We start from the raw sequence: 13,442 nt of genomic DNA, 5'->3' as shown, positions 1-13,442 counted from the left end.
TAATTTCTGAAACTAAAATTAAAAATCAGGTCGTTATTTACCAACTTTAATATCTTTTGCGTGAGGAATTGCGGGTTGAGCACCGTATTTTTGGACTGTGAGCGATGAAGCTTTATTGGCAAAAAGAACTGCATCTTTTAAATTAGACAAATCTGTGGTTAGTATACTGGTCATTGCGCCAATAAAAGTATCGCCAGCTGCCGTAGTATCAACAGCCTTGACTTTAAAAGCTGGGACCAGTTCTCTTTGATTTTGATAGTCGTAAAATGCTCCTTTAGCACCGATTGTAATAATAACCGTTTTTACGCCCTGATCATGAAGCTTAGAAGCAGCCATTTGCGCAGTTTTTTCATCAGTCACCTTAATTCCAGTGATGGTTTCAGCTTCTGTTTCATTTGGAGTAATGATATCAGTAAGCTTTAACAAGTCAGCAGGGATTTTAGCCATTCCAGGAGCTGGATTCAAAATTGTTTTTACCCCCGCATCATGAGCGATTTCGAAACCTTTAATTGTTGCTGCAAGTGGGGTCTCAAATTGTGCGATAAGAAAGTCAGAATCTTTAATCAAATCCTGATTCTGCTCAACTTCAGCTGGTCCAAAAGCATAATTTGCACCTGCATAAATAGTAATTGAATTCTGACCATTATCATCTACTGTAATAAATGCTTGTCCGGTTGATTCTTTTTTAGCTGTGATAATACCTTGGGTATTAATGCCTTCTCTCTTAAGTGAGCCCAGCATCTCTTTTCCCGGTGCATCATCACCTACACCACCGATAAAGCTAACTTCACATCCTGACCTTGCCGCAGCAACTGCTTGATTTGCGCCTTTACCGCCTGCGGCAGAATAATGTTCTGACGCATGAACGGTTTCACCTGGTCTGGGCATTTGTTTGACGCGCAAATTAGTATCTAAATTAATACTGCCAATAACTGTAACTTTATTCATTTAAACTCTAAAACCTCTTAATTAGCTTAATTCTCAAATAATTTATTTCTATCAAAAATAATAACACATTTGAAATTACCCTCAAATGTGTTATTAATTTTATTTATGTATATCCCCTAAAATATTTATTTAGGTAAAGATCCAATCTCTGTTTGTGAATTAACCTGACTCATACTAGTTTGATCCAAATCAATATTCTCATTATTTAAAATGATCACAATTACATCGGTTTCCTTGCCCGCCTCTTTTGCCTGCTTATAATCGAATTTGGCAAGTAACTGTCCCCTTTTGACCTTATCACCCTTCTTTATTTTAATGTTAAAAGGGGTTCCGTTAAGCTCAACGGTGTCAATACCCATGTGAATCATTATTTCTGTTCCATTTTTACTTTCAATACCAATAGCATGTTTGCTTGGAGCCAGCATGGTTATCACCCCCGTAATTGGAGAATAAATCTCCGTATCTGCCGGTACTACCGCAAAACCATCACCCATTTTTTTAGAAGCAAACAATTCATCATTAACTTCAGCAATTGTTTTAAAAAGACCTGAACATGGGGAATAAATAGTTTCATTTCTCTTGAAAAAATTAAGCATATTTTCCCTCCCTATATATGTGTATCCCAATAAGTGCAGAATGCATTAACTGGACTCTTACCTTTAAATGGAGATTTGCCTAGCAACTTGTCTACTAAAATTGCGGGAACATATTCATTTGCTGTATATGCATTGATATAAGTTTTTACCATGGGAACATCCTGCAAGTGGTATGGATTAGCGATTGAAATAAAAATAGTAGGGATTTCGTGTACAAACCAAGGAACATTGTAGCCCATTGGTTTAAGCCAATTTAACCTGACAGTTGTTTGATTGCTAGCTGTTTTAACGTTAGCAAAATATATTACCGTATCAAACCTGGCTTTTAGCTCTTTGACGGAACCATTAACCATTAAGTCCTTTAAGTCTTCATTTTCAGGATCAAATACAGTTACATTAAATCCTTCTTCTTTTAGCCTTGTAATAAAAATACTTGAAACAGGCGGTTTGCCACTGGCACTGACAACATCACCTATAACGAAAACCAGGATCTTCTTGTTTTTCTGCAATGTTAAAGGTAGAACATCTTGCTTGTCTTTAACTAAAGTAATTGATTCATCTGCTAATTCTTTAGCCCATTTAACATGTTCTGGACATTTTAAAACTTTTAAAGCCTCTTTTTCAGGAACCAAAGTATTATTTCTTTGCTTTAAAAATAAGTGCAATGCTTCTTTTGTAGCTAATACTCTAGTAACAGCGTCATTCAATCTGTCTGTTGATATTACGCCCTCGTTCACTGCATCAAGTACAAAATTAAAATCTTCTTCCAAGTCTCTGGTAAATAAAAGCATGTCGCAACCAGCGTTAATTGCTTGAGGCAACAGCTCTGCTCTTTTTCCTTGTGAGCTAAAACCGGCCATGTTAGTAGCATCACTTGAAATCAAACCATTGAATCCTAGTTTCTCTCTTAATAAATCATGAAGCAATTCGTATGATAAAGAACCAGGATAAATATCTTCATCTTTCACATCTGGATTAAAGTATCTCGTATAAGCAGGTTGATAAATGTGACCGGCCATCAATGTCAGTGCTCCATTATCAATCATAGCCTGGTAAATTTTGCCATATGTTTTATCCCAGTCAGAAACGCTTAGTGAGTTAACTGATGTCAGAAGATGCTGGTCGCGGTCATCCACACCGTCTCCTGGGAAGTGCTTAATTGCGACCGCCATACCTGAACTTTGGCATGCTTTCATATATTCCTGGGCCATTGATATGACAGTATCAGGATTATCACCGTAGGTTCTAACATTTATGATTGGGTTAGCAAAATTTTTGTTGAAATCTACTACAGGAGCAAATGACCAATTACATCCCACAGCGCCACCTTCACGAGCAGAAATTAATCCTAAGCGGTATGCGTTCTTTTTATCATTAGAAGCCGCTACTTCAATTTGTCTGCCGTAAAAGGTCCCATCAGTACCTATGCCGTCTCCACCAGATTCAAGGTTGGCGCCAAGCAATAGTGGTATTGGGGAAACCTCCTGAATATAACGCTGCAAAGCCTGAATGCTGGAACTCTTTTGCGGCCGAAACATCATGCCACCAGGCCGATAGTTCTCAATAACCTCTTTTATTTCTTGTTCGGTTGAATAATTGCCCAATAAGCAAAATAATTGGCCCACTTTTTCTCTGACTGTCATCTTAGACATGAGCAGTTTAATATTATCAATCTGCTCATCTTTCAAGTAGAATGGATTGCCTTTTAAATTTATTTTGGTCATTTGCAATGCTCCTTTTCTTAAATATTATTTGTTTGCTTTTTTGGTTTGCAAAAAATGAGAGTTAGGCAAAATGAAATTGCCATGGAAATTAATACTACTATCACTGCACTAATAATACCGGAAAAATTAGTAGCATTAGGAGAAAGGAAGCAAGGGAAAGCAAATATACCTTGTCCACCCATTTGATAAAATTTAACTCCCATTAACATTGCTAAAATACCACCAATAGCTGAAGAAATACAACTTATGAAAAATGGTTTCTTTAGTGGCAAAGTAACACCATAAATTGCCGGCTCAGTAATACCAAAAATTGCTGGGAAAATTGAAGCAATAGTATTGCGCTTTTGCTTAGTATCTTTAAGGATCAAAGCCAGTGCACAAAGTGCTGCAAGCTGAGTAAAAGGACAGGCTATATTGGCGGCAAAAATAACATCAAATTTTTGTGTGGCTAAATTGTTCAGTACTATTGGGATAATGGCATTGTGCACGCCAAAGATTACTAATATTTGCCACATTCCTCCAATAAAGGCACCTAATAAGATTGGACTAAGTTTATATAACTCTTTTACAATCCAAGCAATAATATCCGACAACCAAATTGATACTGGACCAACTACTAATAAAGTTAGTGGCACAATTACCAATATGGTTATTAATGGTACAAGAAAATTTGCCACGGATGCCGGACTGATTTTTTTAGCAAAACGTTGAACATAAGATGCTGCCCAAACTGCAAGGATAATAGGAATGACAGTCGAAGTATAGTTATTTAACAAAACAGGTATATGTAAGAAAGTTAAATAAGCCTTAGTTTGAAAAATCGTACCCGACAAAACTGTTGCTGCAGCTTTGCCTGACATTGCCTGTATCAAAGTAGGATAAATAATAGCCGTACCAATAACAAGCGAGGTCATTTGATCAACATGAAATTTTTTACCAGCCGTAACTGCTAAAAATACTGGGAAGAAATAAAATAATGCGTCACCAATAGCATACAAGATAATATATGTGCCATCTGGATTCTTTAAGACACCCGCTGTGGTCAAAATTGCCAGCAGTCCCTTAACCATACCGCTTGCACATAAAACTCCCAAAATTGGGACAAAGATACCAGATAAAAGGTCTACTGCTTTATCCCATAATGATTGTTTTTTATCAATTAGCCTCGTATCTTCTTTCAAGGTCTCTTCGTCAGTTACAGCTTCTCCTCCGCTAAAGTGGTAGAGGCTATTAATCTCGTCAAAAACTGATTCTACGTGCATGCCAATCACTATTTGATATTGTCCGTTAGCCTGGATCACGTCAACTATTTCTTCGTTTCCTTTAAGGGCCTCTGTATTTGCCTTGCTTTCATCTTTTAAAACAAAGCGTAAGCGGGTAAAACAGTGTATTAAAGAGACTACATTGTCCTTTCCACCCACATTTTTTACTATAAATTTACTCAATGAGGTATATTTTCCCATTTTTATTTCTCCTTTGAGATTATGTTTTTCAACATATTGTGAATATGAAGTACTAAATAGGCGCGTTCTTCCTGATAAATGGTGATGCCAAATTTTTGAGCAAAGTCAGCACTGAGACTGTTCACACAATCTTTTTCCCTTTGATATTGTTTATCAGACAAAACAACTAGCAGAGAAGAATTAACGTCATTTTCTTTATAATCATTATCTAAAATTCTTTGAGCAAAAAAACGAACATGAGTATCAAAGCGCTGATAATACAGTGGATCTGCTTTCTCAGCAAAATCGATCTTAAAATAATCAAAAACGTAATTCGTAACCCAATGAACTATCTCAACTACACGATAACCGTTAAAATCTCCCTTATTTTCCAACTCACTGTTCACTACATGTAAAGCAATTGTGGCTGCTTCGTCTTCAGCCAAAATGCAACCAGTCATATTACGAATTAATTTGATGCCAAAAAGACCAACTTCAAACTCTTGAGGGTAAATCCTTTTTATATCTAAAATCAATGGATTCGAAATTTTTATGCCCTTTTTAGCCTGCTCAACTGCTCTGTAAATATGATCAGTTAAAGCTACGATTAGACTTTGATTTAACTCCTGTTTTAACTTTGATTTTGCCTTGTCAACTATGTCATTAGCAATTGCATAATATTCAATTGGTATATTAACCAACAATTTTGCCATAGCTGAGGAGATCTCTTGAGGTAATACTGGAAAATAATATTCTATTTTGCTTTCATCAACTTCATCGCCAATATGTTTTCCGAAAGCTATTCCTCTTCCTGTAACAATTAATTCTTTACCTTTGTCGTCGACTACAAAAGAAACATTATTGTTGATCCCACGCTTAATAAACACTCAATTCTCCTCCTTTCAATAAAAAATAAAAACCTGCTTGCACACAAGAACCAAATTGATGATTTAAATTGTGTGACAAACAGGTTTAGCTTACTTAATAATCATTAGTAATAACTATCCGATAGTCATGTTTATTTTACCCGATCAAATGGGTTATGTAAATATAAATTAGCAAATACTGCGTAACGCTTTCAGAAAAAGTTTTTTTAATTTTCAAATCATCATCTTTTAATTTTGTCTATCAAAGCATATAATTACTTTTATCATTCAATTTAAGTAAGGTAAAAATATGAAAAGACAACTAAACTTTTTCGCCGCTCTAGCCACTGTCATGGGCACCATGATTGGTGGCGGTGCTTTTTTCAAAATTGCTAACATTTCAGCTTTAACTCACAATGCTTGGCTAAGTATCATAGTATGGCCATTTGCCGGTTTCATTACTCTAATGGCAGGATTAAGCATAGCTGAGTTAGCGTCAATATATCCCAAAGATGGCGGACCCGTCAGATATCTGGAAGAAATATATGGTCCCAAAGTTGCCTTTTTGTTTGGCTGGTCACTAATAATCGTCTATTATCCGGCAAATATCGCTGCACTTTCAATCGTATTTGCAACCCAACTAAAAGAAATACCGCATTTTAAAGACTTATCTACTACAGTGATTGCTCTAATCGTGATGCTGGCAATTCTTTTGATCAATTGGATTGGATCAAAATTGAGTGGCCAGGTACAAAAAATAACTTTAGTTATTAAGCTATTGCCAATTGCTGCAATAATAATCTTTGCTTTGTTTTATAGTGGACCTAATCAGCTAGCAGGTGCCCCAGCGCCTAAAATAACATCTACTTCGGGAGCTATGGCCTTCGGACAAGCTCTTTTAGCTGTGCTTTTTGCTTATGATGGTTGGTTAAGTATCGGCAACTTAGCAAGTGAAATCAAAAATCCCGCAAAAACTTTAGCACAAGCTATTATTTGGGGACTTTTTGGAGTAACGATCATTTACACTCTTCTTAATTGGAGTTACGTTAGAGTTATTCCCTGGTCAAAAGTTGTAGGTAATCAGACAACAGCTCTACTTACCGCCAAAAAATTATTTGGTAGTGTGGGGGGTACTTTGGTTGCTACAGGAATTTTAGTTTCAGTGTTTGGTGCCATTAATGGCCACCTTCTTTTGGGATCCAGAATGCCTTACGTTTTGGGCAAAGAAAAGAAATTGCCAGCTGCAAGCTTTTTCAGCAAATTAAATTCTAAAACAATTGTGCCTACCAACAGCATGATTTTTGAATGCGTAATTGCAACCATTATGATTTTTTCTGGTACATTTGATTCATTAACCAACATGCTGGTTTATGTTTCCTGGATTTTTTCAATTTTATTATTTTTAGGTGTCCTTATCCTACGCAAAAGGCAACCAGATCTTTTACGACCGTACAAAACTCCTTGGTATCCTCTTCCACCTATTCTTGGGATCTGTGGTGCTTTATTTATTGTTGTTACCACTACGCTAACCCAGCCACTATTATCACTTACAGGCATTTTATTGACCCTTAGCGGCTGGCCGGTTTATGTTTATGTGCAAAAGAGAAATCAAACTTAATTAAAGTATAAAAATCTATATTAAAGACTTTTATAGAACAAAAAATATAGCCTTGGAGTATTTTCTGTTCCAAGGCTTTTATATATTTCAAAATTATTTATTTTTTCGCATTTCTTTTTTTAATACTCGAATTAATTTCTTTTACAGTCTGCCTCTGTGACAAAATAATAATCAGCCAAATAACAATATAAACTAAGACAAAGACACCAACCAAACAAAAATTAATCGGCCACTTATTTATCCAGCACATTAACAACACCAGCAAAAATGTCCCTATGATATGAACGCTAAAGGCAATAGCAGGTGGTACATCCATCGCAAAAATCATTGATAAAATTCCTATTAATCCAGAAATAATTAAAACAGAAATAACACCTAAACGGGTAGGAATACTAGGAGAAGCAAAAGTCAGTATTATCAAATAAGTAGCTGCACCAAAGCCCACACCGGTAAAGAAATAGTTAATGAAATTACTTAATTTTCTCATTTTACAGACCCAACTCTCTTTTTAATGCAGGCAAATATAATCTGGAAACATCAGCTTTTAGATTGTTTTTTAAAAGTGCGATCATATTTCCCGCAAAACCTACTTCTATCGATTCCAAAAAATTTATATTGATAATGCCATGTTTCGAAACTTGGATAAACCCATCACCCAGTTTTTCTAGTACCTGATATAATCGACCAGTTGTTTTTATCATGTTTTTAGTAGTATAAAACGTAATATCTGTTGTCTGGATTTCTACTTTGATAATTTCTGTTCGTTTAATGGTTACTATTCTGTCTTCCACTTTAACTGGTAAAAGATCATACCTTTTTTCACCAAATTTATGCAAATAATTAATTAAATCATTAACTACTTCACTTTTTTGAGCTGCTTTAATTTCAACTTTAATTTCCTGTTCATTTAAATCAGAATCCGTTTTAAATTCAATTTTCACTTTACTTATTGCTCCTCCTATCAGTGATAAAAGAAAGCAAACCAATTACTAAAATTAGTATTGCAATCATTAATAGTAAAACAAGCATATTATTTAATCGCCAATTATTCATCTTAAATTGTATTCCTAAATAATTAGTTAAATGCCGTTTTACATTAGCAGGAAAAGTGGCCAGTGTCTGCTTAAGTAAAAAATATCTTAAAGCAGCTGCTTCATAACTACTTGGTACTAATTTTACCAAACTTTGTGCCCCAGAAACCAATATACCATAGGGCAAATAGGTTGCTACAGCAAACCCAGCAGCAGCTCCTAAAACAGCGGAAAGCCTGCTAAAAGTAGTGCTGGAATGCATGAAAAGCACGATTATTTCATCTAATAAAGTCGCTGCAATCGCACCTACCAAGATATACAAAAGTCCGGGTAAAAGTGCTGATTGAGGAATCGAGATATGATCAACTAATGAAAAGTACATGGCCATTACGATAAAGGTGATGATTTGCATAAAAAAGCTGACTGTTGTTCCGGATAAAATGTAAGCAAAATTTTCTGCAAAACGTGATATGCCAGTTAGTTCAAAATCAGCGTCGGCTCGCGTTTCGCGGTCACTTACTTGTTGACCTAAGGCCTGAAAAGCCGTAGTAATACCAGAAACCGCAACAATACCCGCTATCATCCATAAATCCAACATTTTAGTCACATTAGGTAATTGTTGCCAATTACTTCTTAAATTATTTTGCAAAAAGCCAATATAGATAAAGAAAGAAATCAGTGCACCCAAGCATGACATGAATACAGCAGGAATGTTAGAGAAATAAATTTTCAAATTTCTACGAAATAATGCAAACATTTAATGTATCTCCTTTCCGGTAATCTGAAGGAAGGCATCATTAATTGTTCCTTTGCGGTACGAAAAATCAATAATATTTTCTTGATTGTTTTTTAAAATTTCAATTGCTTCTTGAGGGGATAATATGTCAATCGCAACTTGATCTTGACTGAGTCGAATAACTTTTTGTTTAATCTGTAAAATTTTGGTTTCCTTAACAGTAAGAATCAATTTATTAGGGGCAAATTCCGTCTTAATTTCCGCTGCAGAACCACTGGCAAGAATTTTACCGTTTTCCAAAATATACATTTGGTCAGCATTTTCTGCCTCCTCTAAATAATGAGTTGTCAAAAAAATAGTAAGGTTTTGTTGCTGCTGCAGTTTAGTCAATAATTTCCAAATAGCATTTCTTGTTTGGATATCAAGTCCTGTAGTTGGTTCATCTAAAAAAAGCAAATCCGGATTACAAATCAATGCTCGAGCTATGTCTACCTTTCTTTTTTGACCACCTGATAAAGTGCTAAATTTTTGATTTAAAAATTCTTTGATGCCGATCAAATCAATTAGGTGTTCAAGCCACTCATTAGAAAATTTACGATACATCTGTGCCCTTAAATAAAGGTTATCCTTGACTGTTAAAACATTATCTAAAACGCTATTTTGAAAAACTACTCCAATTTTAAGATTTGAGGCTTTTGAAATGATACCTGAAGTTGGTTTTAATAGTCCTGTTAACATATTTATTGTGGTTGACTTGCCTGCACCATTCGTACCTAAATACGCCACTAATTGTCCCTGCTTTATTTGAATATCAGCTTTATTAACGGCAATTTTATTACCAAATTTTTTAGTTAACCCTTGTGTTTCAATTAACATAGCGACACCTCTTCCTTAATTTGAATTAAGCATACTAGTTCAAATCAAATTTGTAGCGCCTATTACAATAAGAGACAAAATAGTAATCACAAAAAGATAAAATTAAGACACAAAAATAAAAAAGGTGTTGATCAAATTTTGGTCAACGCCTTTAGTGTTCAAAATTAACTTATTTACTTAAATGAATCTCGCGGTCAAATAAACTTTGCAGTTTTTCATCGAAATTATGCGCGATAAAAATGACAGTACTCGGCATTTTAAGGAGTTCTTGCAAGATTGCTCTGGTTCCCTCCTGATCAATTGCACTTGTGCCTTCATCAATTAACAGAATCTTACTGTCATGTATCTGCGCGCGCGCCAAAATAATTTTTTGCCTTTGGCCACCTGAAACATTCAGTTTTTGCAAATTTACTTTGGTTTCTATACCCTGAGCAAATTGAGCCAGATCTGGTTTTAACCCAACGGTAACTGCAGCGGGTTCAGCTAGCTGGTTTAACTGAGGGTCAAACATCGTAATATTGTTTTTAATGGTGCTGGGAAATAAAACAGGATCTTGTGCAATGTAGCCAATTTTAGCCAAATCAGGTTTAATCACTTTTCCCTCTTGATCCTTAAACACTATTTTTCCCGAACTCGGTAGCAAAATCCCTAAAAGCAGCTTAAATAAAGTTGACTTGCCTGCACCGCTGTCACCTGATAGCAAAATTTTTTCGCCATAATTGACAGTGATATCAGGGAACTTTAGAGTTTCACCATTAGGAAAACTAATTGCCAAATCTTTTGTACTAAAAGCAAAAGGTGCCACTAAGTTTTGCCCATCAGTTTTTACTGACAAAGTCGCTGCTGTAACTTTATTTCTTAAAGTTTTACTGCCCTTAATTAAGCCAAAATAGAATGGCAAGTATTCGATTGCCAGCGAAATATAATGACTAAAATTACCGATAACTGCAATCGCACCAAACGTGACCAGACCGCTTTTAATTAAAATACCTGTCCAGACGAACAAAATCAGGATCATAATTTGCGCAACACCGTTGGTAATAATGGACAGAACTTGTTGTTCTTGTGTCTGTTTGAGGTTGGCTTTTTCTAAATCCTGCGCGCCCTTATGCATCACACTAGATAATTTATCACCGGCAAGATAACGCTCTAATTCAGCAATACCGCTCAACCATTTTTCAATTAGATCCAAATACTGTCTATTTTGATGAGAAACCTTTTCCGTTGCTCTTTGCAACGGCTTTTCAATTATTTTAGGTAAAACGATGGAAACTGCTACCGAAATTAAGATGAGCAGCAACAAACTCCAGTGCATCGTTAGCAGGGCAATTACGGAGAAAATAACATAGCCCAGAAAATTGCAAATGACCGGAATTAAGTTAAAAGACTGATCATTAACCGTATTAAGATCATTGGTCAGGCGGTTTTTAACTTGCGAAGTTTGATGATTCTTACGATCATAATAGATGTGACTCACTATTTTGCTTCTTAAGTTGTGATTAAATTCTTGAACTTGTCGTGTCAGTAAATATTCGGAACCCCAGTCAAAAGCATACGATGAGAGATAAGCTAATGTAGTAAAAATGATGATTAACAGCCACACTTGACCGTCATGCTGGCGCAAGGCGGTAAATTCCCACATATTTAAGTAAGATGCCCCGATTAAAACAAAGGGTTGTAAGAAACTAAAAAGCACAATGAATATGAAACGAATTCGATTGGAATGAAAAAAGTTTTTAAAAGTCATCGTTTCTCTCCTTCTGGCTTGCTAACCGAATCGTTTTATCAAACATATTTTTAACCTCAGAATTAAGATTATGAGCAATCATGATCACGGTCTTGTTAGTGTGAGTCAGGTCAGCAATAATTTGCATAGTTGCTTTACTATCAATGGCACTTGTCGCTTCATCCAGCAAAATAATTTCATCAGCGAAAACTTCTGATCTGGCTAGGATAATCTTTTGCCTTTGACCACCAGATAAATTGTTTTTATCCAAATCAACTTGGGTATCAGTTCCTTGGGGAAACCTTGCAATATCGCTCTGCAATTGCACTTTATTAATTAAATTAGGCACTTGATCCAACAATTGTCGATGAAACATCACGATATTTTCCGCAATTGTTCCTGGAAATAATTGCGGATCTTGAGCAATGTAACTGATACGTTTTAAATTTGGTTGAAAAGCTTGCCCTGCTTTATTTCTGAAAATAATTTGCCCTTGATAGGGCTTGATCTTACCCAAAAGAGCTTGAAAGAGTGTTGACTTGCCAGTTCCACTGTCGCCTGCAAGCAAAACTTTTTCACCCTTATTGACCACAAAATCGGGATATTTAATTATTGGACCATTAGGATATTTAAGCGCCAAATTTTTAATTTCAATTTGGGCAATTTGAGCAGATGACCTATTCGGTTTGGTTTTAGTGTTAGAAATCAGACTAGCAGTAGTTTGATTGATATTTTTAGTGGATTTAATCTTGACCGCAGCACTTGTAATAGAGGACACAGCTGAAAAAATACCGAAAGCAAAAGAAGTCGAAGCTAATGCCGCCCCAATTTTTATTTGCCCAGTTAAAAACAGGATGCCCGCTAAAAAGGCGATCGACATTTGCCCTAAGGTATTGCCAATTCCATTAATTGTATTAGAAGCACAGTTTTTATTGGTTTGATTGACTTTAGATTTTTCTAACTTCTCAGCGTAGCTGCTCAATTCTTTATTTAGGATCGTCCATGCATGATACCGCCGCAGTTCATTTAAGCCATTGATCCATTCACCGATACCAGTAAAAAAAGCGCTAGTATTTTGCATCACTTTTCTACTTGCCTCTGAAGTCATGCGCGCCATTATTTTGGGTAAGCTTAAATCTATTAGAACAAAAGTTGCAGTTAGTAAAACAAAAGACCAATTTAAGCTAAAAAGGACGCCAGCAGAAAGCAAGATAATGAATAAATTGCTAAGAACATTAACCCACGGCAGAGCAAAATCGCTGGTCAAAGTATCGAGATTGCTTTGCAGATAGTTCTGCATTTGCGCCACAGTCGCATCGTTTTCAGTATAAAAATGGTCTACCATTTGCCCTCTTAATTGATCAAGATATTCCTGAATCTGAGCGTTAAAAAGGTAAGTCGCTAAAGGCAGAATAAATACACCACAAACTACTGGGATAAATTCAATTAATTGCCAGCGAATGTAAACTGGCAAATTGCCGACACTTAATCCATTAACTGCAAATTGAAAAAAATATTGGTCAAGTGAGCCGGTAACAGCGAAAATAAAATAAAGTAAAATAATAAAAATTGCTCGTTGTTTATTAGAGCCAATCAGTCCCCTTAATGTCATATGCTTGCGTCTTTCATTTAATGCTAAATCAATTTTATTAAATTTATCTAATAATAAAATGAATGAGCAAGGGTGTCAAATTAGCAAACAAAATATAATCGCTGGTTATAAATAAAAACTAATTCCAATGAAAAATTAGTTTGAAAGTGTTTACTTTTTGATTTGTTGGTTTACAGTAATGACGGTAATTAAAAGGTTTTTTACTTTTTTGGTAAATTCTTACTTTCTGAAGTGTATTGTTAAAATTATTAGCCACTCTATTTTTAA

At 35.4% G+C, this 13,442-nt stretch carries 12 protein-coding genes; 1 reads left to right on the top strand and 11 read right to left on the bottom strand.

The genetic code is table 11. The features are described 5' to 3' along the window. Window positions 1–33 precede the first annotated feature (33 nt). The 5 genes from rbsK to H3U49_RS09940 all read right to left on the bottom strand — a co-directional run bounded on the left by rbsK (window position 34) and on the right by H3U49_RS09940 (window position 5,597). The gene (rbsK, locus tag H3U49_RS04585) at window positions 34–948 is read right to left on the bottom strand and encodes a ribokinase (RefSeq protein WP_198180036.1); all 915 of its coding nucleotides are present in this window, start codon (window positions 946–948) and stop codon (window positions 34–36) included. Between the two features lie 125 nt (window positions 949–1,073). Further along, window positions 1,074–1,544, bottom strand: a complete 471-nt coding sequence (locus H3U49_RS04580) for a PTS glucose transporter subunit IIA (protein ID WP_198180034.1) — start codon at window positions 1,542–1,544, stop codon at window positions 1,074–1,076. An 11-nt stretch (window positions 1,545–1,555) separates the two neighbouring features. Next, complete coding sequence (locus H3U49_RS04575) at window positions 1,556–3,268, bottom strand: glycoside hydrolase family 3 protein (RefSeq protein WP_198180032.1); 1,713 nt, start codon at window positions 3,266–3,268, stop codon at window positions 1,556–1,558. A gap of 17 nt (window positions 3,269–3,285) precedes the next feature. Beyond that, window positions 3,286–4,731, bottom strand: a complete 1,446-nt coding sequence (locus H3U49_RS04570) for a PTS transporter subunit EIIC (RefSeq protein ID WP_198180030.1) — start codon at window positions 4,729–4,731, stop codon at window positions 3,286–3,288. A gap of 2 nt (window positions 4,732–4,733) precedes the next feature. Next, window positions 4,734–5,597 (bottom strand): PRD domain-containing protein, encoded by an 864-nt coding sequence (locus H3U49_RS09940; protein ID WP_198180029.1) that lies wholly within the window; start codon window positions 5,595–5,597, stop codon window positions 4,734–4,736. A 289-nt stretch (window positions 5,598–5,886) separates the two neighbouring features. Between H3U49_RS09940 and H3U49_RS04560 the strand changes: the two genes are divergently transcribed. Beyond that, window positions 5,887–7,194 carry an APC family permease gene (locus tag H3U49_RS04560; protein WP_198180028.1) on the top strand — a complete coding sequence of 436 codons (1,308 nt, stop codon included), beginning with the start codon at window positions 5,887–5,889 and terminating at the stop codon, window positions 7,192–7,194. Between the two features lie 97 nt (window positions 7,195–7,291). On the opposite strand, the gene H3U49_RS04555 is transcribed toward H3U49_RS04560, so the two are convergent. From H3U49_RS04555 to H3U49_RS04530, 6 genes are all read right to left on the bottom strand, one after another. Then, the gene (locus H3U49_RS04555; RefSeq protein WP_187160498.1) at window positions 7,292–7,681 is read right to left on the bottom strand and encodes a DUF3021 family protein; all 390 of its coding nucleotides are present in this window, start codon (window positions 7,679–7,681) and stop codon (window positions 7,292–7,294) included. A gap of 1 nt (window position 7,682) precedes the next feature. Continuing rightward, a complete protein-coding gene (locus H3U49_RS04550; RefSeq protein WP_198180027.1) occupies window positions 7,683–8,135 on the bottom strand; it encodes a LytTR family DNA-binding domain-containing protein in 453 nt (150 codons plus the stop codon). Window position 8,136: 1 nt separating this feature from the next. Then, a complete protein-coding gene (locus H3U49_RS04545) occupies window positions 8,137–8,982 on the bottom strand; it encodes an ABC transporter permease (protein WP_198180026.1) in 846 nt (281 codons plus the stop codon). Further along, window positions 8,983–9,837, bottom strand: coding sequence for an ABC transporter ATP-binding protein (locus H3U49_RS04540; RefSeq protein WP_198180025.1), 855 nt, complete (start codon window positions 9,835–9,837; stop codon window positions 8,983–8,985). A gap of 169 nt (window positions 9,838–10,006) precedes the next feature. Next, on the bottom strand, window positions 10,007–11,584 hold the full coding sequence (locus H3U49_RS04535) for an ABC transporter ATP-binding protein (RefSeq protein ID WP_198180024.1): 1,578 nt from the start codon (window positions 11,582–11,584) through the stop codon (window positions 10,007–10,009). Then, window positions 11,574–13,175 carry an ABC transporter ATP-binding protein gene (locus tag H3U49_RS04530; RefSeq protein ID WP_198180022.1) on the bottom strand — a complete coding sequence of 534 codons (1,602 nt, stop codon included), beginning with the start codon at window positions 13,173–13,175 and terminating at the stop codon, window positions 11,574–11,576. The genes H3U49_RS04535 and H3U49_RS04530 overlap by 11 nt, the downstream gene beginning before the upstream one ends. Window positions 13,176–13,442: the final 267 nt, after the last annotated feature.

The sequence above is a fragment of the Lactobacillus sp. W8174 genome, from assembly GCF_016100975.1.
GTDB lineage: Bacteria > Bacillota > Bacilli > Lactobacillales > Lactobacillaceae > Lactobacillus > Lactobacillus juensis.
This window is presented reverse-complemented; position numbering and strand designations above follow the sequence as displayed.